Annotated in this window: 23 protein-coding genes; 13 read left to right on the forward strand and 10 right to left on the reverse strand. The window is 67.6% G+C overall.

Annotation, left to right across the window (positions count from 1 at the left end; all coding sequences use genetic code 11):
- Window positions 1-50 precede the first annotated feature (50 nt).
- Window positions 51-2351 (forward strand): DNA topoisomerase IV subunit A, encoded by a 2301-nt coding sequence (gene parC, locus C0V74_RS12155; RefSeq protein WP_143251995.1) that lies wholly within the window; start codon window positions 51-53, stop codon window positions 2349-2351.
- A gap of 82 nt (window positions 2352-2433) precedes the next feature.
- Here parC and C0V74_RS12160 read toward each other — a convergent pair whose 3' ends face one another.
- The 6 genes from C0V74_RS12160 to C0V74_RS12185 all read right to left on the reverse strand — a co-directional run bounded on the left by C0V74_RS12160 (window position 2434) and on the right by C0V74_RS12185 (window position 7199).
- Window positions 2434-2955 carry a hypothetical protein gene (locus C0V74_RS12160; RefSeq protein ID WP_143251996.1) on the reverse strand — a complete coding sequence of 174 codons (522 nt, stop codon included), beginning with the start codon at window positions 2953-2955 and terminating at the stop codon, window positions 2434-2436.
- 122 nt (window positions 2956-3077) lie between these two features.
- The gene (locus C0V74_RS12165) at window positions 3078-4256 is read right to left on the reverse strand and encodes a CCA tRNA nucleotidyltransferase (protein ID WP_143251997.1); all 1179 of its coding nucleotides are present in this window, start codon (window positions 4254-4256) and stop codon (window positions 3078-3080) included.
- Window positions 4249-4848: a CoA pyrophosphatase gene (locus C0V74_RS12170; protein ID WP_143251998.1), complete on the reverse strand. Its 600-nt coding sequence runs from the start codon at window positions 4846-4848 to the stop codon at window positions 4249-4251. The genes C0V74_RS12165 and C0V74_RS12170 overlap by 8 nt, the downstream gene beginning before the upstream one ends.
- Entirely contained in the window at window positions 4845-5390 is a 546-nt protein-coding gene (locus tag C0V74_RS12175) for a DUF1285 domain-containing protein (RefSeq protein WP_143251999.1), read from the reverse strand. Before C0V74_RS12175 ends, C0V74_RS12170 begins: the two co-directional genes overlap by 4 nt.
- Window positions 5391-5414: 24 nt before the next feature.
- Window positions 5415-5954, reverse strand: coding sequence for an N-acetyltransferase (locus C0V74_RS12180; protein WP_143252000.1), 540 nt, complete (start codon window positions 5952-5954; stop codon window positions 5415-5417).
- A gap of 48 nt (window positions 5955-6002) precedes the next feature.
- Window positions 6003-7199: a PQQ-dependent sugar dehydrogenase gene (locus C0V74_RS12185; RefSeq protein WP_143252001.1), complete on the reverse strand. Its 1197-nt coding sequence runs from the start codon at window positions 7197-7199 to the stop codon at window positions 6003-6005.
- Here C0V74_RS12185 and C0V74_RS12190 point away from each other — a divergent pair.
- From C0V74_RS12190 to folP, 3 genes are all read left to right on the forward strand, one after another.
- Complete coding sequence (locus C0V74_RS12190; protein WP_143252002.1) at window positions 7198-7869, forward strand: ribonuclease HII; 672 nt, start codon at window positions 7198-7200, stop codon at window positions 7867-7869. The two genes, C0V74_RS12185 and C0V74_RS12190, sit on opposite strands and share 2 nt — an antisense overlap.
- 139 nt (window positions 7870-8008) lie before the next feature.
- A complete protein-coding gene (locus tag C0V74_RS12195; RefSeq protein ID WP_143252003.1) occupies window positions 8009-9148 on the forward strand; it encodes a site-specific DNA-methyltransferase in 1140 nt (379 codons plus the stop codon).
- Between the two features lie 21 nt (window positions 9149-9169).
- On the forward strand, window positions 9170-10282 hold the full coding sequence (gene folP / locus C0V74_RS12200) for a dihydropteroate synthase (protein WP_143252004.1): 1113 nt from the start codon (window positions 9170-9172) through the stop codon (window positions 10280-10282).
- Here the strand turns inward: folP and C0V74_RS12205 are convergent.
- Genes C0V74_RS12205 through C0V74_RS12215 form a run of 3 tightly spaced genes read right to left on the reverse strand, consistent with a single transcriptional unit; the run spans window position 10279 to window position 13051 of the window.
- Complete coding sequence (locus C0V74_RS12205; protein WP_143252005.1) at window positions 10279-10794, reverse strand: hemerythrin domain-containing protein; 516 nt, start codon at window positions 10792-10794, stop codon at window positions 10279-10281. The genes folP and C0V74_RS12205 overlap by 4 nt on opposite strands.
- Before the next feature lie 56 nt (window positions 10795-10850).
- Window positions 10851-11612 carry an SDR family oxidoreductase gene (locus C0V74_RS12210; protein WP_143252006.1) on the reverse strand — a complete coding sequence of 254 codons (762 nt, stop codon included), beginning with the start codon at window positions 11610-11612 and terminating at the stop codon, window positions 10851-10853.
- A gap of 20 nt (window positions 11613-11632) precedes the next feature.
- Window positions 11633-13051, reverse strand: coding sequence for a sigma-54 dependent transcriptional regulator (locus tag C0V74_RS12215; protein WP_143252007.1), 1419 nt, complete (start codon window positions 13049-13051; stop codon window positions 11633-11635).
- A 147-nt stretch (window positions 13052-13198) separates the two neighbouring features.
- On the opposite strand from C0V74_RS12215, the gene C0V74_RS12220 reads away from it, so the two are divergent.
- From C0V74_RS12220 to C0V74_RS12245, 6 genes are read left to right on the forward strand one after another with little or no spacing between them, the layout of a single operon-like run.
- A complete protein-coding gene (locus tag C0V74_RS12220; RefSeq protein ID WP_131624897.1) occupies window positions 13199-13324 on the forward strand; it encodes an aa3-type cytochrome c oxidase subunit IV in 126 nt (41 codons plus the stop codon).
- Between the two features lie 11 nt (window positions 13325-13335).
- Window positions 13336-14466, forward strand: a complete 1131-nt coding sequence (locus C0V74_RS12225; RefSeq protein ID WP_246844883.1) for an NAD(P) transhydrogenase subunit alpha — start codon at window positions 13336-13338, stop codon at window positions 14464-14466.
- Window positions 14463-14837, forward strand: a complete 375-nt coding sequence (locus C0V74_RS12230) for a hypothetical protein (RefSeq protein WP_143252009.1) — start codon at window positions 14463-14465, stop codon at window positions 14835-14837. Before C0V74_RS12225 ends, C0V74_RS12230 begins: the two co-directional genes overlap by 4 nt.
- Complete coding sequence (locus C0V74_RS12235) at window positions 14837-15118, forward strand: NAD(P) transhydrogenase subunit alpha (RefSeq protein WP_131624900.1); 282 nt, start codon at window positions 14837-14839, stop codon at window positions 15116-15118. The genes C0V74_RS12230 and C0V74_RS12235 overlap by 1 nt, the downstream gene beginning before the upstream one ends.
- 1 nt (window position 15119) lies before the next feature.
- Window positions 15120-16670 carry an NAD(P)(+) transhydrogenase (Re/Si-specific) subunit beta gene (locus tag C0V74_RS12240; protein WP_246844884.1) on the forward strand — a complete coding sequence of 517 codons (1551 nt, stop codon included), beginning with the start codon at window positions 15120-15122 and terminating at the stop codon, window positions 16668-16670.
- Window positions 16670-16990, forward strand: coding sequence for a hypothetical protein (locus tag C0V74_RS12245; RefSeq protein WP_131624901.1), 321 nt, complete (start codon window positions 16670-16672; stop codon window positions 16988-16990). The genes C0V74_RS12240 and C0V74_RS12245 overlap by 1 nt, the downstream gene beginning before the upstream one ends.
- On the opposite strand, the gene C0V74_RS12250 is transcribed toward C0V74_RS12245, so the two are convergent.
- Window positions 16987-17343: a hypothetical protein gene (locus tag C0V74_RS12250; protein WP_143252010.1), complete on the reverse strand. Its 357-nt coding sequence runs from the start codon at window positions 17341-17343 to the stop codon at window positions 16987-16989. The genes C0V74_RS12245 and C0V74_RS12250 overlap by 4 nt on opposite strands.
- Window positions 17344-17451: 108 nt before the next feature.
- Between C0V74_RS12250 and C0V74_RS12255 the strand changes: the two genes are divergently transcribed.
- The 3 genes from C0V74_RS12255 to C0V74_RS12265 are packed head-to-tail and all read left to right on the forward strand — an operon-like array spanning window position 17452 to window position 20656.
- Complete coding sequence (locus C0V74_RS12255; RefSeq protein WP_143252011.1) at window positions 17452-18666, forward strand: parallel beta-helix domain-containing protein; 1215 nt, start codon at window positions 17452-17454, stop codon at window positions 18664-18666.
- Window positions 18663-19667: an SO2930 family diheme c-type cytochrome gene (locus C0V74_RS12260; RefSeq protein ID WP_143252012.1), complete on the forward strand. Its 1005-nt coding sequence runs from the start codon at window positions 18663-18665 to the stop codon at window positions 19665-19667. The genes C0V74_RS12255 and C0V74_RS12260 overlap by 4 nt, the downstream gene beginning before the upstream one ends.
- A complete protein-coding gene (locus tag C0V74_RS12265; RefSeq protein WP_246844885.1) occupies window positions 19664-20656 on the forward strand; it encodes an alpha/beta hydrolase in 993 nt (330 codons plus the stop codon). The genes C0V74_RS12260 and C0V74_RS12265 overlap by 4 nt, the downstream gene beginning before the upstream one ends.
- The last annotated feature ends 57 nt before the right edge of the window (window positions 20657-20713 follow it).

Below are 20713 nucleotides of genomic sequence, written 5' to 3' on the forward strand. Positions count from 1 at the left end.
GACCGTTCCGGCGTTGAGCGCTCACCCGTGCGCCTGCTAGGGTCGCGCGCATGGCTGCCATCCTCGATGCCGAAAAAGACCCGTTCGACGCGATCGTCGATGCCCCGTTCGACAGCGCCTTGTCCGAACGGTATCTCGTCTATGCGCTTTCCACGATTACCGCGCGCTCGCTGCCGGACCTGCGCGACGGGCTGAAGCCGGTTCACCGCCGGCTGCTGTGGGCGATGCGGCAGCTGAAGCTGAACCCGACAGACGCGTTCAAGAAGTCCGCGCGCGTGGTCGGCGACGTGATCGGCAAATACCACCCGCACGGCGACGCGAGCGTATACGATGCGATGGTCCGCCTCGCGCAGGACTTCAGCCTGCGGTATCCGCTGGTCGAGGGGCAGGGCAACTTCGGCAACATCGACGGGGATAACGCCGCCGCCTACCGCTATACCGAAGCGCGGCTGACCCGTACCGCGCTGCTGCTGATGCAGGGGCTGGACGAAGGCACGGTCGATTTCATTCCCACCTACAACGGGGAGGAGGAAGAGCCGGAGATTTTCCCCGGACTGTTCCCCAACCTGCTCGCCAACGGATCGAGCGGGATCGCGGTCGGGATGGCGACCAACATCCCCAGCCACAATGTCGCCGAGGTGCTCGACGCGACGCTGGAACTGATCGACAATCCCCACGCCGAACACGCGCGGCTGATGGAGCTGTTCCACGGACCGGACTTCGCCACCGGCGGGCTGGTGGTCGACAGCGCCGCCACCATTTCCGCCGCTTACGAGATGGGCCGCGGGAGCTTCCGCATCCGCGCGCGCTTTCGCGCCGCGGAAGCGGGCAGCGAGGCTGATCGCGAGGCGGGCATCGAGCGGCTGGGCGCGGGCCAGTGGCAGCTCGTGGTCAGCGAGATTCCGTACCAGGTACCCAAGGGCAAGCTGATCGAGCAGGTCGCGCAGCTTATCGCCGACCGCAAGCTGCCGATCCTGGAAGATGTGCGCGACGAGAGCGACGAGCAGGTGCGGATCGTGTTCGTGCCCAAGAGCCGCAACGTCGATCCCGAACTGCTGAAGGAATCGCTCTATAAGTTGACCGACCTTGAAACCCGCTTCGGGCTCAACCTCAACGTGCTGGATGCCCAGGCCGGTACAGGTCGCACGCCGATGGTGATGGGACTGAAGGAAGTCCTGCTTCACTGGGTGGCCAGCCAGATCGACATCCTCCAGCGCCGCAGCCGCTATCGGCTGGAGCAGATCGCACGGCGGCTGGAACTGGTCGAAGGCTATATCGTCGCCTACCTCAACCTCGATCGGGTGATCGCGATCATCCGTGCCGAGGACGAACCCAAGCCGGTGCTGATGGCCGAGTTCGAACTGACCGACCGGCAGGCCGAGGCGATCCTCAACATGCGGCTGCGATCCTTGCGCAAGCTGGAGGAGATGGAGCTGCGGCGCGAGCGCGACGGGCTGCTGAAGGAGCAGGATGAGCTCAACCGCCTCTTGGAAAGCCCGGCGCGGCAGCGCACGCGGCTGAAGCGCGACCTGACCAACATCCGCAAGGAATATGCCGAGGATACCCCGCTTGGCCGCCGGCGCACGACGGTGGCCGAGGCCGCCGCTACGGTCGAGTACGATCCATCGGCGATGATCGAGAAAGAGCCGGTAACGATCGTCCTGTCTCAGAGGGGCTGGATCAGGGCCGCGCGCGGGCACGTGCCGCTCGATCAGGACTGGAAGTTCAAGGACGGCGACGGGCCGGCCTTCGCGCTGCACGCGCAGACCACCGACAAGCTGCTGCTCGCAAGTGATGACGGACGGTTCTACACCTTGGGGTCCGACAAGCTGCCCGGCGCGCGCGGCTTCGGCGAGCCGCTGCGCACGATGATCGACATCGATCCTGAAGCGACGGTCGTCGCCGCGATCGTCCACCGGCCCAAGGCACAGCTGCTGCTCGCCGCCACCAGCGGCAAGGGCTTCGCTGCCGTGACCGACGAACTGCTCGCCGAAACCCGCAAGGGGCGCCAGGTGGTCAACCTCAAGCCGGGGCAGAAGCTCAGCGTGGTGCGCGAGATCGCGGCCGCGCATGACCACGTCGCGGTGGTGGGCGACAATCGCAAACTGGTGGTTTTCAGCCTGGAGGAAATGCCGATCATGGCGCGCGGATCGGGCGTGACCTTGCAACGCTATCGCGACGGTGGGCTGAGCGACGCGATCACTTTGACGCTGGCGGACGGGCTTAGCTGGGCGATGGGCGGCGAAACGGGCCGCACCCGCACCGAGGACGAGGTGTGGCAGTGGAAGGTCGCGCGGGGCGCGGCGGGGCGCATGCCGCCGCGCGGATTTCCCAAGAACAACCGGTTCTGAGAATGCGAACGGGCCGCCGGCGTGCTGCCGGCGACCCGTTCTGTCACTTGAAGTGCTCGAAAGGGGGCTGAGCCCCGTTCGCTTATTGCGCGCTGCTGCCGCCATCCGCCGCCGCCGCTGCCACCTGATCGGCGGTGAACAAGGCGATCAGCGCGCCGGCAGCATCGAGCGCGAAATGTTCGCGCTTGAGCGCGACCGCGCCGGACGGGCTATCGAGCACGACCGCGTCGCCATCGACGAACTTGATGGTGCCCAGCGCCGTGCCGGTGGGCGACGCCACCGCGGCCCCGGCGACGAGCTTGGCATCGCGCGCGCTGTTGGCGGCGGTGATCTGCTGCGCCATCATCTCGTCGAGCTGCGCCTTGGTGACGGTGATCGTGGGACCCTGGTCGCTCGTGCCGAACGCATCCTCGGGCAGGGGGGCCTTGTGGGTGCCCGTGTCGACGGTCACCGTGCCGGCATCGACGCTGGCGACAGTGCCGACTGCGCTGCCATCGGGACCATAGACCGTCACCCCGGTGGCAAGCTGAGCGAACGCGGCGGCCGGAAGAACCGTGGTCGCGACGAGGGCGGCGGCGAACTTGGCGAGTGTCTTCAAAATCATCTCCGTTGGTCTTCTTGGCAATCTTGGAATGCGGCTCCTCTCCAAGTGCCGCTCGGCAGCTGGCCGCGACCGGCTGCCTCCGCCCGGGTGGGGCAACCAGCCTGAAGCTGGGGTGAAGCCCCTCAGCCACCGTCGGCAAGCTCGGCATCGAGCAGTTCGCTCACCCGCTGCCGATCGGGGAAGCTTTCCGCCACCCAGCGCTGTTCCACCGCGTGCAGGATACGCGCGACCTGCGGACCGGCCGACACCCCGCGGGCGACGATCTCTCCGCCTTTGAGCGGCAATCGAGGCGGCTCCCACCCGGCGAGCGGCGCGGGGTCGCCGCCGGTCAGCAGCAGTCGGTCGATCGCGCACGGGATGCCGATCCGATAGGCGAGGGCGCGCGGATCCTCGCCATCGCGCGTGTCGCGGGCCGCCGCGCAGGCCAGGCGATCGCGCTGGTGACGCGACAGGCGCAGGCGTGCCGCCACGGCCTCCGTCACCGGGCGCGCGGCGGGGAGCAACGCCGCGAGCCGGCGCATCGGGTCGGGCGCAAAGCCATGCGCCTGTTCGCGGGCGATGAGCTCGGCCAGTTTTTCCACCTCGGGCTTGCCGGCCTCGGGCAACACCACCGTTAGCACGCCCAGATCGCGCATGCGGGCGACGGTGGGCGCGGGATCGGGGAGGACGAGCAGGTTCTGCAGTTCCCAGCCCACCCGCTCGCGGCTCAAGCCCTTGAGGCCGGGCGCGAGTTCGGCGCAGGCGCTCTCCGCCCCGGCATCGAGTCGCGATCCGAACCGAGCCTGGAAGCGGAAATAGCGCAGGATGCGCAGGTAATCTTCCCGGATGCGCGCGGCAGCCTCGCCGATAAAGCGCACGCGGCCGGCTTCAAGATCGGCCACGCCGCCGAAGTAATCGAACACCTCCAGCGTGACGGGGTCGGCGTAGAGCGCATTGATCGTGAAGTCGCGCCGGGAGGCGTCGTCCCGCCAGTCGGTGGCGAGGGCGACGGTGGCGCGGCGGCCGTCGGTGCTGACGTCCTTGCGCAAGGTGGTGATCTCCACGTTGCCGCCATCGACGATCGCGGTGACCGTGCCGTGGTCGATCCCCGTGGGGATGGAGCGGATGCCGGCTTCGTCCAGCCGGGTGATCACTTCGCGCGGTTCCAGCAGGGTGGCCGCGTCGATGTCGTGCGCCTCGATCCCCAGCAGCGTGTCGCGCACCGCGCCGCCCACCCAGCGGGCGTTGCCGGTGCCCAGCACCTCGATCAGCCGCGCGAGCGCCGGGCGCCGGGTCCATCCGGCGGCAGGAAGCCTAGTCATCGAACACCTCGGCCAGCTCCAGTCGGCGCGCCAGGTTGCCGATGATCGCCGCGGTCACCCCCCAGATGCGATGATCCTGCCACATGATCTCGAAATAGGTTCGCTCGGCGCCGTCCCATTCGACCGTGCGCGGCACGCGGTTGGCGGGATCGAGCACGTAAGCGAGCGGCGGCTCGAACCAGCCCGCCACCTCCGCGGGGTTGGGGGTCAGCTCCAGATCGGGGGGCACGACCGCGAGGACGGGGGTGATGTCGTATCCGGTGCGGGTGTGAAACGAATCGGAGGCACCGATCACCTGCACATCGCGCGGATGGATGCCAAGCTCCTCGTGCGCTTCGCGCAAGGCGGCGGTGATGGCATCCTCGCCGGGATCAAGCTTGCCCCCGGGGAATGCCGCTTGCCCGGCGTGGGCGCGCATCGTTTCGGGCCGGTGCGTGAGCAGCACGCCCGGTTGCGGCCGGTCGGTGACCGCGATCAGCACCGCGGCTGCGCGCAAGTCGCCGGGGGGTGGCGCCATCGCATCCCGCAGCAGATCGACCTCGCGCGCGTGTCCGGCTTCGAACAGGCTCGCCAGCCGCGTGAACAGCGTCATGCGGGCACCAGTGAAAAGTCGGCTCCCTGGCTCGTGACGCGCCAGTCATCCCCTTGCGCCAGCGCGATCTGCGCGAGCTGCTGATAAGTCGAACGGTTCAGCCGTGCCTCGCAGCCCCGCCGCACTGCAAGGTAGAACGCCGGCGTAGCGGGATCGCCGCGCGCGATGAGCGTGTTCTCGGGTCCGGCGATGACGATGTCATCGGTGTTGAGCCGGAACGCCAGGGTGCCGTCACGGTCGATCACGTCGACCGCCACGAACGCAGCGTCCTCCACCTCTATCGTGAGCCTTTGCACCGGCGTGATCAGCCAGTGCCCCTCCGCGTCGCGCAGCAGCAGCGAGGCGAACGCGCGGACCATCGCCGGCCGGGAGATCGGGCTGCCGTCGTGAAGCCATGTGCCGTCGGCGCGAATGGTCATGTGGCTGTCGCCGGTCTGAGCCGGAGCCCACCGTTCGACCGGGGGCAGCCGGCGCGCCTCGACCGCCTCGGCCAGTTCCGCGAGCGACAGGGCGGCAATCTCGGGAGGCGGCTCGTATGGCATCGGGCGGGCGATGCCAGATGCCGGTCAGTTCGCCAAGCCGCTCGGCATTGCGGGGGTCCACGGCCCCAGTTCCCCGTCGGGCGGATAGGCGGGGCTCTGCCCGCGCACCAGCAGCCGTGCCGGGTCCCACGGTCCCGGGCAGGTCCAGCCAGCCGGCGCCTGCGTAAAACCGAACGGCGCATAGTATGGTGCGTCGCCGATCAGCACCTGCGGAAGCGGCGGGTTCCTCCCGTCGCGGAGACTATCGAGCGCGTGGAGCGACGCCGCGATCAGCGCCTTGCCGAAGCCTTCGCCCTGATGCGCCGGCAGCACCGCGACCGGGCCGACCATGATCAGCGGATGGCGCCTGCCAGCATCGCTGGTCAGCGCGACCGGCCACAGCTGGATCGAGCCGACCAGATACTCCTCATCGTCCAGCGCGGCGAAGCTGAGGGCGGGGAGCCAATCCATGCCTTCGCGAATGCGATACGCGGTGCGCGCGCGCCGGTCCGGCTCGAACGCCGCATCGAGCAACGCCTCGACCAGAGCAGGGTCGACGGCCGAGAGGGGGACAATTGACGGCATCGGAGGCGCGCGCCGATACGGGGGTCGCCGCGCGCTGTCGAGCGGCTTTTAACCCGGCCGCATCTCGATCAGGCGACCGCCCGCCTTGTCTTCCAGGATCCAGACGGCGCCGTCCGGCCCCTCGAGAATGTCGCGGATGCGCCGTTCGAAGTCGACCCGGGACACCTCCCGCGCCCGCTCGCCGTCGAACGCTACCCGGACCAGCACGGTCGGCTTCATTCCGCCGACGAGCGCCTGCCCCTTCCATTCCGGCCACAGCTTCCCCGAATAGAACGTGAAGTCACCGGGCGCGATGACCGGGTTCCAGCTGATCGCGGGAGCGGCGAATTCGGGCCGGGTGGAGTGCGGAGGGATGACTTTGCCATCATAGTGATCGCCCTCCGAGACCACCGGCCAGCCGTAGTTGGCGCCCTTCCTGACCAGGTTGATCTCGTCGCCGCCCGCAGGTCCGTGCTCAAGGTCCCACAACCGCCCTTGCGCGTCGAACTGCAGGCCCAGCACGTTGCGGTGACCGTACGACCAAACGTCCTGCGCCTTACCCGCCTGCCCGCTGAAAGCATTGCCGGTGGCCGGGCTGCCATCGAGGTTCAGCCGCACGATCGACCCCAGGTTGTTGGAGGTGTCCTGCGCCGGGTCCATCTTCTGCCGGTCGCCGCTGGAAACGAACAGGTAGCGGCCATCCGGCGACACAGCGATCCGGTGCGAATAGTGGCCGCGACCAGTGACCTTGGGGGCCTGGCGCCAGATGACCTGCAAGCCATCGATCCGGCACGCGTCCGCTTCCTCGCACACCAGCTGCCCACGACCGACCACCGCGCCGCGCGTGTCGCCATCGCCGGCCTCCGCCCAGCTCAGGTAGATCGTGCGCTTGCCCAGCGTCGCGCTGCTTTCACCTGGCAGAAACGCGATGTCGCCAAGGCCGCCCTGGCCGCCGTAATCCACCCTGGGCAAGCCGCTGACCGTGCCGAGCCGGCCGGTGGCCGTATCGACGAACTTCATCGTGCCGCCGCGCTCGGTGACGAAGATCACGCGGGTGCCGGGGGCAAAGGCCGCAGCCCATGGCTCATCGAACGCGCCGAACTCGCGGGTACGGAACTCCCTGCCGCTGGTGACCGATATTTCATTCGCGGGCGCCGGAGTGGAGCGGGCATCGGCGGCGGTTTCACCGGTTGCCTGCACGCCGCAGCTTGCGAGAGCCAGCGCGGCAGTGGATAGGAGGGTGATACGGGTCGCAGGTTTGGTCATGCTGTCAGGAACACCTTATCCAGAGTTCGGGTCCACTCCGCTGATCGTTGGGGTGGACGAGGCGGGGCGTGGCCCGCTCGCGGGTCCAGTGGTGGCCGCAGCAGTGGCATTGTGCAAGCCGCGACCGGCAGGGCTCGACGATTCCAAGAAACTGACCCGAGAGCAGCGCGAACACCTTGAAGGGCGGATCCGCCGCCGCTGCGCCTTCGGGATCGGGGTGGTCGAAGTCGAGCTGATCGACGAGATCAACATCTTTCACGCCACGATGCTGGCGATGACCCTGGCGGTCACCCGCCTGTGCGAGGTGGTGGGATGCGATCCATTGCAAATCCTGGTCGATGGCAACCTGACCCCGGCAAAGCGCCAGCCCGGCTGGCGCTGGCCCGCGCGCGCGATCGTGGGAGGCGATGAAAGCGAGCCGTGCATCTCGGCCGCGTCGATCATCGCCAAGACTCACCGTGACCGGATCATGCGCGCACATGCGCTCAGCCACCCGCATTACGGGTGGGACACCAACGTTGGCTATTCGACGCCCACGCACCTGAAGGCGCTGCACGAGCACGGACCATGCGCGCTTCATCGCAAAAGCTTCGCGCCGGTGCGAAATGCCATTGATTTGAGTCTTTCCGGCAACACCTCGTTTGATTTGGCGGCAGCAGAAGCAGCGTAGGTTCAACACCTTAAGTCCGACAGTTGGCTGACGGTGTAAATTGATTCTTCGTTAACCATACAGCGCCGATACTCCCGGCTTGACGATGAGTCCGCTTGGACTCACCCTGTGGATAAGTTGAATCGGGGGACGAGACGGGATGGGGGTTATCGAGAAGGTACGGGTGCGCAAGCGCCCCGGTCGGGCGACGCCTGCGGAGTTGCCCAAGGACCTGCCGCTGGGGTCCATCCTGGCCGGCGACTGCATCGAGGCGATGAAGCGCCTGCCGACCGCCAGCGTCGACCTCGTCTTCGCCGATCCGCCGTACAACCTGCAGCTTGGCGGAGATCTCAACCGCCCCGATGGCAGTCATGTCGACGCGGTGACCGACCACTGGGACCGGTTCGACAGCTTCGCGACCTACGACGCGTTCACCCGCGCTTGGCTGACCGAAGCCAAGCGAGTGCTGAAGCCCGACGGCGCGCTGTGGGTGATCGGCAGCTATCACAACATCTACCGCGTCGGCGCGATCCTGCAGGATCTGGGGTTCTGGATCCTCAACGATATCGTCTGGCGGAAAACCAATCCGATGCCCAACTTCAAGGGCACCCGCTTCACCAACGCGCACGAGACCCTGCTGTGGGCGAGCACGGGCGAGAAGGCGCGTTACCATTTCAATTACCGCGCGATGAAGACGCTCAACGACGAACTGCAGATGCGCAGCGACTGGGTGATTCCGATCTGCGGCGGGCATGAACGGCTTAAGGAAAACGGGCACAAGTCGCACCCGACGCAGAAGCCCGAGGCGCTGCTTTACCGCGTCCTGCTGGCGACCACGGAGAAGGGGGACGTGGTGCTCGACCCGTTCTTTGGCACCGGCACCACTGGCGCGGTGGCCAAGCGGCTGGGGCGCGAATGGATCGGCTGCGAGCGCGAGCCGGCCTATCGCGAGGTCGCGACGCGGCGCATCGCGAAGGAACTGCCGCTCGACGAAAGCGCGCTGGCCACGATGGCAAGCCCGCGCTCCGCACCCAAAGTGGCGTTCGGCGCGGTGGTCGAGGCGGGACTGCTGCCGCCCGGCACCAAGGTGTTCGACAAGAAGAAACGCTGGACCGCAACCGTGCGCGCGGACGGATCGCTGCTATGCGGTGATGCCAGCGGCTCGATCCACGGGCTGGGCAAGGAACTGCAGGGCGCGCCAAGCTGCAACGGCTGGGTCTTCTGGCATTATGAACGCGCCGGCGCGGTGAAGCCAATCGACGCGGTGCGGCAGACGTATCTGCTCAGCGTCGAAGACTGATCGGCGAAAGACGGCTTACTGATGTCCGACCGCCTGTACCTGATGCCGATCGGCCTGTCGGCGAGCCCGCAGAGCGAGGAGGGCGACGCCGTTCGCCTCGCCGGCGGGCTGGTCTACGTGCACCGCTTCGCCGCGATCGTGCGGCGCGATGGCCGCGTGGTGGGGCGGCACCGCTTCACGCCGGCGACCGCGGCCGATACCTTCGCGCAGCTCCCCGCCGCGCTTGGCGACGACGCGGAGGACCAATGGTCGGCGCTGCGCACTGCGCACCCGGCGCTCCAGCTGGGCGAGCGCACGATCCGGCTCGACCAGCCGCAGATCGCCGGGATCCTCAACGTGACGCCGGACAGTTTTTCCGATGGGGGCAAGTTCCTCGACCGGCCGGAGGATGGCGCGGCGCATGCGGCGGCCATGCTCGAGGCGGGCGCGTCGCTGGTCGATATCGGCGGCGAAAGCACGCGCCCCGGTGCTCCGGCGGTGTGGGAGGGCGACGAGATCAAGCGCGTGGTCCCGGCGGTAGAATACTGCGCGCAGATGGGTGCGGCGGTGGCGATCGACACCCGGCGCGCAGCGGTGATGGAAGCCGCGCTGGATGCCGGCGCGCACATGGTCAACGACGTGTCGGCGCTGCGCCACGATCCCCGCTCGGTCGAACTGGTGGCCTCGCGCGGTTGCCCGGTGGTGCTGATGCATGCGCCGGGCCCGGCGGAGGACCTGCACGCCGATGCCGACTATGATGACGTAGTGTTCGACGTGTTCGACTGGCTGGCGGTCCGGCGCGATGAAGCGATCGCCGCAGGGGTCGCGCCCGGCGCGATCGTGCTCGATCCCGGAATCGGGTTCGGCAAGTCGCTGGCGGAGAATCTCGCGCTCATCAACGCGCTGCCGCTGTTCCATGCGCTCGGCCAGCCGCTGATGCTGGGCGCCAGCCGCAAGCGGATGATCGGAGCGCTCAGCAACGAAGCTGCCGCTCACCAGCGTCTCGGCGGCAGTCTGGCGCTCGCGCTCAAGGGGATGGACGCGGGCGTCCAACTGATCCGCGTGCATGACGTCGCCGAAACGGTGCAGGCCCGCAACGTATGGCGCGGCCTGCGCGACGCGGCGCTGACGGACTTCTCGACGCTGGCGGACTAGGCTGCCTGGTTCTTCTCGATGTAGTCGTCGGGGTCTTTTTCCTGCCGCTGGTACGATCCGGCGTGCTTCGCTTCGAACGCGAGATACTGGATCGCCAGCCGGGTGCGCTCCTGAAGCGGAACGGTGCGGCGGAAGTCGGTCAGGCCCTGCCGCTCCTCCTCGCTCATGTGTTCCGAGTTGTGGTAGTTGCACTTGTCGACCGCGGCCCACCAGGCGTCGGAACCGGGCGGGTGGCGGACAGCCTCTTCGGCGGCTTCGGCGATCTTGTTGTGATCGTCGATCGCGTCCTCGGTGGTTTCCTCCGCGCTGTCGGAGTCCAGCGCGCCATCGCCCTTCTTGAGCAGCGTGGGATAGAAGTGTCGTTCTTCCGCTTCGGCATGCGCTTCAAGAAAGGTCTTCAAGTGATTGAAGATCTTGCCCAATGCGGCTGGATCATCGCGCGCTTCGTCAAGCGCCGCGAACAGCGTGCGCTGCCGGTTGTGATCGGCAAGGATGCAGTCGACGATGTCCATGGGGTCTCCGGTCGGAATGAAGTCCGCAATCGAACGGGGGGCGAGCGGAGACGTTCCTAGAGCGAGTATCCGCCATCGCTTGCCAGGACCGCGCCGGTGATCGTGGCGGCGGCATCCGACAGCAGGAACGCGATCTGCCCGGCGATCTCTTCGGCGGTGGCATAGCGCCCCAGCGGCGTCGCCATTCGGGCCATTGCGGCCAGCGCCGCCGCCCGGTCTCCGCCGTGTTCGTCCACCAGCGCGCGGAAGAACGGGGTCTGGTCCCAGATCGGGGTATCCACGCCGCCCGGCGCGATGGCATTGACGCGCACCTTACGCGTTGCGCCTTCCCTGGCGGCAACTTTGGCGAGTTGAATGACGCCCGCTTTCGACGCGCCATAGGCGGCGGTTCCAGGTTCGGCCTTCACCCCCGAAATCGACGCGGTCAGCACTACGCTGCCGCCATCGCCAATGGTGCGCATGACCGCCCTAAGCGACAGGAACGCGCCGTCGAGGTTGATCCCGAGCACCCGGCGCCACTCGGCGAAGTCCAGTTCGGCGATGGGCGAGCCGCTGGCCACGCCTGCGTTGAGCACCGCATGGTCCAGGCCCGTCAGATGGGGCTCCACCGCCGCCCAGTGCGCCTCATCGGCGACATCGCCGACCAGCCGTGTGACGGGGCAGGGTACATCCAGCGCTTCAAGGGCGGCGGCGTCGCGGTCAGTCACCACCAGGCGGCCGGCACCCGCCGCTGCGAGCAGGCGGGCGGTTGCGGCGCCAATGCCGCTGCCGGCCCCGGTGACCAGTATCGTTTTGCCGGAGAACTGGAGCCTGTCCATGACCCGGCCGGCTAGTGCGCTCAGGCGGCGTTGTCGATCCCGAGATCGCCGAGCTTGCGGTAAAGGGTGGATCGGCCGATCCCCAAGCGGCGCGCGACTTCGGTCATGCGCCCGCGATAGTGCCCGATGGCAAGGCGGATGACGTCTGCCTCGATCTCGTCGAGCGGGCGCAGGTTACCGTCGGCGGTGTAAAGCATCACGCCCACGCCCTCGTGCCGGGGGTCGCGCAGGTCGGCGGGCTGGCCGAGCATGTCGGACAGCTGCGGAAAGCAGTCGGCAGTCAGCGCGTCACCATCGCAGAACACGGCTGCGCGAAACAGCACCGTTTGCAGCTGGCGCACGTTGCCCGGCCAATCGAATGCGGCGAGCAGGGACAGCGCCCCGTCGGTGATGGTCAGCTTACGCAGGCCGGGCTGCTCGCCGATGCGGGCCAGGAAGTGGCGGGCAAGGGCGGGGATGTCGCCGGTCCGCTCCCGCAAAGGGGGCAGGGTGATGGTCACTGGCGCCAGGACCTCGTGCAGAGCCGGGTGAAAATACCCCGCGGTCCCGAGCGCGCCGACTGGCAGGTTGCTGGCGGACAGCACGCGCAGGTCGATGCGGAACCCGTGCCGCGCGCCGACCGGGCGCACCACGCCGGTCGCCAGCACCTCCGCCAGCCGTTCCTGCAGGTCCAGCGGCAGGCGGTCCACCTCGTCGAGTAACAGCGTGCCGCCGTCGCACTGCTGCAGCGCGCCGATCTGCCGCTCGAACGCGCCGGGAAAAGCGTTGGGTTCGTGCCCGAACAGGACCGACTCGATCGAATTGGTGGGCACGGCGCGGGCGTTGATCAGGCGGAAGGGCGCCTTGGCGCGCGGAGAGGCGGCGTGCATCGCGCGCACCAGCATCTCCTTGCCCGATCCGCTCTCCCCCTCGATCAGCACGTTGCCGTGACCGCGGGCGGTCTTCGCCGCCTTGGCCAACGCCGCGCGAAAGTTCGGCGCGTTGCCGATCATCGCATCGAAATCGAGCACCTGGCCCAGCTTTTCTGTCAACGGCTGCAGTTCGTCGCGGGGCGACTCGCGCTTGGTGGCGCTGCGCAGCGCCTGCATCAGCCGGTCGGGCGCGACGGGCTTGATCAGATAATCGGTCGCACCGGCCCGCATCGCCTCGACGGCGAGCAGCGGAGACGCGCTGGCAGTGAGCATCAGGACAGGGAGAGCGGGGCGGCGGGCCTTCAGTTCCTCGATCAGCTGGCAGGCGTCGTCACCCGGCACCCACTGGTCGAGGATGATGGCCGAAAGCTGCATCCCCTGCCGGGTGCCCAGCGTCGCGATCGCGGTCTCCGCATCGGTAACCACCAGCGTCCGCCAGCCCTCGCGCGCGGCGAGCGCCGAGATCAGGCGGCTCTGCGCCGGCTCGTCGTCGATCAACATCAGCAGGCGATCGTCGTCTTCGGTCATTGTCCCACCCGTCCCACGTCGAAACAGAACGACCGATTACGGGACAGGGGTAAAGGTCGGCTTAAGACTTGCGGGCGGGCTTGAGCACGCGCGTGCGGCGCGATAGGAAGCGGGCCAATCCAGCAAACGAAGCTACGGGGACTGAAGATGGCCGCAGGCAACGACATGAAGGCGCACCGGGGCACGTACGGCAGCTTTATCGCGCTGCTGAAATGGAGCGTGCCGCTCCTGGCGGCGATCGCGGCGATCGTCGTCCTGATCATCGCCAGCTGACCGCGCCGGCGTTGCGCATCGCTGTCCTTCGGGAAACCGCCCCCGCGGAAACCCGCGTCGCGCTCACTCCCGAAACCGCCCGGAAGTTCATCGCCCTGGGCGCGACCGTCGCCGTGGAGAGCGGGGCAGGGATTGCAGCGAGCATCACCGATGCAGCCTATGCCGAAGCGGGCGTGCAAGTCGGCGATACCGCGCAGACAATGTCAGGCGCGGATATCGTCATGGCGGTCCAGGCGCCCGATCCGGCGGCGCTGGCGGGCGCGAACCCCGGCGCGTTGGTCGCCGCGACGTTTGACCCGTTTGGCAGGCGCGAGCGGGTCGATGCCTATGCGGCCGCAGGGTTCGAGGCGCTGGCGATGGAGTTCATGCCGCGCATCACCCGCGCCCAGAGCATGGACGTGCTCTCCAGCCAGTCCAACCTCGCCGGGTACAAGGCGGTGATCGCAGCGGCCGACGTGTATGGCCGGGCGTTTCCGATGATGATGACAGCCGCGGGCACCGTGCAGGCGGCCAAGGTGTTCGTGATGGGCGTGGGCGTGGCGGGCCTGCAGGCGATCGCGACCGCGCGGCGGTTGGGAGCGCAAGTCTCCGCCACCGATGTCCGCTCGGCAACCCGGGAGCAGATCCAGTCCCTGGGCGCCAAGCCGGTGTTCGTCGAGAACGTCGCCGGGATCGAAGGCGAAGGCAGCGGCGGCTACGCGACCGAGATGAGCGCGGAATATCAGCAGGCGCAGGCTGGACTGGTCAGCGGGCATCTGGCCAAACAGGACATCGTGGTGACCACGGCGCTGATCCCCGGGCGCGCGGCCCCGCGGCTGATCTCGGACGCGCAGATCGCAACCATGAAGCCGGGCAGCGTGATCTTCGATCTGGCCGTGGCGCAGGGCGGCAATGTCGAAGGATCGGTCGCTGACCAGATGGTGGAGAAGCACGGGGTCAAGATCATCGGTTTCGCCAACACGCCCGCGACCGTGCCGGCCGACGCCAGCGCGCTGTATGCGCGCAACCTGTACAACTTCCTGTCTGCGTTCTGGGACAAGGATCAGGGCCGGCCGGTACTCGACGCCGAGATCGGCGATGCCGTGCGGCTGACCCGCGGCGGAGCAGTCGTGAACGAGCGCCTCCTGGAACGCGGCGCATGAGGGATGACCTCATCAATACCGGTCGCCGCGAAATCGAGAAAGTCACCAAGCTGCGCGACGCGGTCGCGCGTCAGATACCCTCCGGTGAGACGATCCTGCATCAGCAAGAGGACGGCAGCGAACACATTGCCGTGACCGACCGGCGGCTGGTCATCACCAAGGTGGGAAATTGGCTGGGGGAGCGTTCGGAGTCCGTCCCCCTCGGTGCGATCACCGGGTTTTCGACCCACATGAAGGACGGCATGGTGACCACATTGCAGCTCGCCGTCCCCGGGCGGACGATGGGAGAGCTCATGCTTAGCGGCGATGATCTGTCACGGGTTATGACGGCGCTGGTGCTGGCGATGCCAAGCTATGGAAGGGCAAGCTGATGGATTTCGTCGCGATCCTGTCGATCTTCGTGCTGGCCTGCTTCGTCGGCTATTACGTCGTGTGGTCGGTCACCCCGGCGCTGCACACGCCGCTGATGGCGGTGACGAACGCGATCTCGTCCGTGATTATCGTCGGCGCGCTGATCGCCAGCGCCGCGGCGGGGAGTTTCAGTTCCAAGTGGCTCGGGCTCGCGGCGGTGGCGTTGGCCAGCGTCAACATCTTCGGCGGGTTCGCGGTCACCGCGCGGATGCTGGCGATGTACAAGAAAAAGGATCGCTGAGGTGACGCTCCAGCCGGTCCGCACCGCCGACCTGTCGATCGTGGCCGACGCGGCGCACGCGGTGAACCCGTGGGTGGCGCTGGCGTACCTCGCGGCAGGCGTGCTGTTCATCCTCGCGCTGCGCGGCCTTTCTTCGCCCGCGACCAGCCAGCGCGGCAACCGCTTCGGCATGGCCGGCATGCTGATCGCGGTCGTCACGACACTGGTGACGCACGTGCCGTACAGCGACATGTGCGCTGGCGGTGCGGTGGCGACCGCCGGTGACGAGTTTAGGTTGTGCCAAGATGTGTTGCGGGTGGACTGGGTCACGGTGGCCGAGATCATCGCCGCCATCGCGCTGGGCGGCGCGGTCGGGTGGATCATCGCCCGGCGCATCGCCATGACCGCGATGCCGCAACTCGTCGCCGCGTTCCACAGCCTGGTGGGTCTCGCCGCGGTGCTGGTGGCGGTGGCGGCGTTCCTCAATCCCGGCGCGTTCGGCATCCTGGGCATGGACGGCAACATCCTGCGCGTCAGCCGGATCGAGATGCTGCTCGGCGCCGCGATCGGTGCGATCACGTTTTCCGGATCGGTCATCGCGTTCGCCAAACTCAACGGCAACATGAGCGGCAAGCCGATCCTGTTGCCCGGTCGCCATACGATCAACCTGGGCGCGCTGGTCGCAATCCTGGGGCTGACGGGGGCTTACATGCTCACCGCGGACGCCGGTCCGGGCGAGGGGGCGCTGTTCTGGATCGTGCTGGCGCTCGCCTTTGCGATCGGCTTCCTGCTGATCATCCCGATCGGAGGGGCGGACATGCCGGTCGTGGTGTCGATGCTCAACAGCTATTCGGGCTGGGCGGCGGCGGCGATGGGGTTCACCCTGCACAACACCGCGATGATCATCACCGGCGCGCTGGTCGGCAGCTCGGGCGCGATCCTCAGCTACATCATGTGCCGGGCGATGAACCGCAGCTTCATCTCGGTGATCGCCGGCGGGTTCGGGGCCGACGCCGCCGTCGCGGGCGAGGCGAAGGAGCAGCGGCCATACAAGTCGGGCAGCGCGGAAGACGCCGCTTACATGCTGGAGCAGGCGGAAAAGGTCATCATCATCCCCGGCTACGGCATGGCGGTCGCGCAGGCGCAGCACGCCCTGCGCGAGATGGGCGACAAGCTGAAGGCCAAGGGCGTGGAGGTGAAGTATGCGATCCATCCCGTGGCGGGACGGATGCCCGGGCACATGAACGTCCTGCTGGCCGAAGCTCAGGTGCCGTATGACGAGGTGTTCGAGCTGGAAGACATCAACTCGGAATTTTCCCAGGCCGACGTGGCGTTCGTGATCGGCGCCAACGACGTGGTCAATCCTGCGGCGAAGACCGACAAGTCTTCGCCCATCTACGGCATGCCGGTATTCGATGTGGGCAACGCCAAACAGGTGTTCTTCATCAAGCGTTCAATGGGCGGGGTGGGGTACGCCGGGGTCGACAACGACGTGTTTTACCTCGACCAGACGATGATGCTGCTCGCCGATGCGAAGAAGATGGTCGAGAACATCGTGAAGGCGCTCGATTGATGCGCGCCGCGCTTTCCCTCACCGCGCTGGCGCTTGCCACTGGCGGCTGCGTGCAGACGATCGCGGAAAGCCGCGTACGCTCGGCGCTGGTCGACGCCGGCCTCTCTGAACGCAACGCCGATTGCATGGCCGGGCGGATGGTCGATCGGTTGACGATCGACCAACTGCGCAAGCTGGAAGCGCTCAAGGCGCGGGCAGGCGAGCGCGACAAGCCGGTGACGATCGGCGAATATGTCGAACGCGTCCGACGGGTGGGCGACAGCGAGGTCGTCGCGGTCACCGCCAGTTCTGCCGGCTTGTGCGCGGTGGGCCTCGGCTAGCTGCCTTTCACCACCGGCAGTTCGCCCTTGAACGAGAATTCGCCAAACGCGTTGTCGCAGGCGTTGAATTTGCTGAAGACGGCCTGGACGTCGTCGGAGAACGTCAGCCGGACGTCGAGCGTGCACTCCTTCTTGTCGAAGTGGACAGTGTGACTTTCACCCGGCCTGACAGGCTTGTTCTCCCGCTCTTCCATCACCTCTTCGCCTACCCAGGCACCCTGGCCGGCGCTGCTGAGTTCGACGGCCTTGACCGTCTTGCCGGTCTTGTTGACCAGCACGAAATCCCACGCCTCGGCTTGCGCAGGCGCGGCGGCGGCCAGCAGCGCGGCGCCGATCAGTAACTTGGCAGTCATGATGTTGCTCCTCCCCTGGAACGGCTCCGATCGTGCGCTTTTGGAGCGAGTCTGGCAAGAACGCGTTCGCCGTTGACTAACATGCCTGTCAGTAGCAGCTTGCGTGCCATGAGGATGACCCCAATCGCCATCTTGGCGCTCGCCACCGCGGCTGCTCCCGCACTTGCCGCAACGCACACGATCGCCCCCGGCGATGGCGCGCAGGAGCGGCTGCAGGAGGCGCTGATCACCGCGCAGCCGGGCGACGAGGTGGTGCTGGGCGCGGGGCGTTTCGCGCTCGAAGACGGGCTCAGTCTGGATGTCGACAATGTCACCGTGCGCGGCGCGGGGATGAACGCGACAGTGCTCGATTTCACCAGCCAAAAGGGGTCGGGTGAGGGGCTGCTGGTCACGTCCGACAAGGTCACCTTGCGCGATTTCGCGGTCGAGAACCCGAAGGGCGACGGCATCAAGTCGAAGGGCGCGGACGACATCGTCTACCAGCGGGTGCGCGTGACCTGGACCGGCGGTCCGAAGGAGACCAACGGGGCCTATGGCCTCTACCCGGTCGAGAGCACCGGGGTGCTCATCGCCGAGTGCGAAGTTTCGGGTGCCTCCGACGCAGGGATCTATGTCGGCCAATCGAAGGCGATCACCGTGCGCGGCAACGTGGCGCGGTTCAATGTCGCCGGGATCGAGATCGAGAACAGCCGCGACGCACTGGTGGAGGCGAACTACGTCACCGGCAACACCGGCGGGATACTGGTGTTCGACCTGCCCAGCCTGCCGGTGATGGGCGGCGGGAACACCGTGGTGCGCGACAACCTGGTGGCGGGTAACACCACCGCCAACTTTGCACCGAAGGGCAACATCGTTGCCGGCGTCCGCCGCGGCACCGGGGTGATGGTGATGGCCAACGACGGCGTCCTGATCGAAGGCAACACCATCCTCGACAATCCGACCGCGCCGGTCATGGTGGTCGCGTATCCGATGCCGTTCACCGACACGACCTATAACCCGTACCCGCGCAACGTGACGGTCGGCGTCAACCGCGTCGATGCGGGCGGCACCGATCCGCAGTTCGAAGGCAAGGAGCAGCTACTGGCGGCCTTTGGCGGCGCGCTGCCGCCGGTGCTGTGGGATGGGCTGGCCCAGCCCGGCACCACCGCGTTGCGGGTCGATCCCTCGATCAAGGGATGGACGTTGGGACTGTCCGGGCAAGGTCAGGGGCTGGATGTCACGAACATCAAGCCTGGTCCACTTCAGGTGTCCGCGCCCGATGGAGCGCAAGTGTTGACGGGTTATGGTGCGCCGGCGAGCCTGGAGGCCCGGCTGGCCACGTGATCCGCAACGCCGTTCTGGGACTGGCGCTGCTGTCTGCAGCCGCCGCCGTGACGCACGCCGCCGCGCCCGTTGCGGTGCCGAACGATGCGGCGATCACCGGCGACGGATCCCCGAAGACTCTGTCCGAATTCGGATTTTTCGCAGATGCCGCAGCGCAAACCCCGGCGGCGCGCGTTACCGGGTATCGGCTGAATACCCCGCTATGGTCGGATGGCGCGGAGAAGCTGCGCTTCGTCTACCTTCCTGCCGGCGCACAAGCGAGGGCGGACGGCGAGAATCTGCTCCAGCTCCCGGTCGGCGCGGCGCTCATTAAAACCTTCGCGTTCGAGGAGAACGGCAGGCGCCGGCTGATCGAAACGCGCGTGCTGCTCCACCGCGACAGCGGGTGGGTCGCGCTGCCGTACTTGTGGAATGCCGAGCAGACCGAGGCGAAGCTGGCGCTCGCCGGCGCTCGGGTGCCGGTTACCACGCCCGCCGGTGACGCGATCGAGTACCGCGTCCCCAACAAAAACCAGTGCAAGGACTGTCACGGGCTGAACGGCGCGGTGATCCCCATCGGTCCCAAGGCGCGCAACCTGTCCGCCGCATGGCTGAAGGATTTTGCCGCCAGCGGAATGCTCGATGACGCCCCGCAGGTCAGCCGTCCGCTGCCTGTGTGGGAGAACCACGCTGCGGCAACCGCCGCGGATGCGGCGCGCGGCTACCTCGATGTCAACTGCGCGCATTGCCACCGTCCCGGTGCGGGCGCGTCCAATTCCGGCCTCGATCTGCGGTGGGAACAGTCGGCGCCCGAGGCGCTGGGAATCATGAAACGGCCGGTTGCGGCAGGACGCGGCGCGGGCAACCTTCTGTTCGACATCGTGCCCGGCAAGCCGCAGGAATCGATCCTGGCTCATCGCATGGCCAGCACGGAAGGCGGGGTGGCGATGCCCGAATTGGGCAAATCCACGGTGGACAAGGAAGGACTGCAGGCGGTCGAACGCTGGATCGCCAGCCTGTGAAGCGCGTATTGGCTGGCCTGGCGGCGCTGGCGGCGCTGGCTGCGCTGCTGCTGGCGCTGTTCCTGATCTTCCGAACCCCCGACACCGATCCCGCCGCGATGCGGGCCAAATACGCCGCGGCGCCATCGCAGTTCGTTGCGCTTGCGGATGGCCGGCGCATTCACTTACGGGATGAGGGGCCGCGCGGCGGCACGCCCATCGTCCTGCTCCACGGGTCGAACGCCGATCTGCACACCTGGCAACCGTGGACCGACCGCCTCAGCAAGACGCACCGGGTGATCCGCTTCGATCAGCGTGGTCACGGACTGACCGGTCCAGCGGAGGACGAGGGTGACACGCGCGCCGCGTTCGCTCGGGACGTCGACCAGTTGGCGGACAAGTTGGGGCTCGAGCGATTTATCCTGGCCGGCAATTCGATGGGCGGCGGCATCGCGCTGGAATACGCGCTGACCTACCCGGATCGGGTTGCGGGGCTGGTGCTGGTGGATGCCGCGGGCGCACCGCGCATCGGGGAGGCGAAGGGCAACATCGGCTTCACGCTGGCCCGCACCCCCGGGTTCTCGTGGCTCATGGGGCAGATCACTCCGCGCGGGCTGGTCGAGCGCAGCCTGCGGCAGTCGGTCGCCAATCAGGCCATCGTCACCGATGCGATGGTCGACCGGTACTGGGAACTGCTGCGCTATCCCGGCAATCGGCAGGCCACTGCCCAGCGTTTCGCCGCTGCGCAACAGCCTTTCTCGCCGGAAGCACTCGCCCGGCTCAAGGGCACGCCGACGCTGATCATCTGGGGAGAGCGCGACGGGTTGATCCCGCTCGCGTCCGGCCGCTGGCTGGCACAGCAGATTCCCGGCGCGAAGTTCGAGGTCTTGAGGGGCATCGGCCACATCCCGATGGAAGAGGCGCCCGGCGTGAGCGCGGAGCTCGTGGAGCGATGGCTGGAGCAGGGCGCAACGCCCGCCGCGCCCGCCTCATCGGCGCCCCCGGCCTAGCTTTACTCGCGGTAAGCCCCTCGCCTATGGCCGGCGCAGGCTGAACGGGAAGGGCGG

This window comes from Altererythrobacter sp. TH136 (genome assembly GCF_007065885.1).
In the GTDB taxonomy this organism is placed as follows: Bacteria; Pseudomonadota; Alphaproteobacteria; order Sphingomonadales; family Sphingomonadaceae; genus Tsuneonella.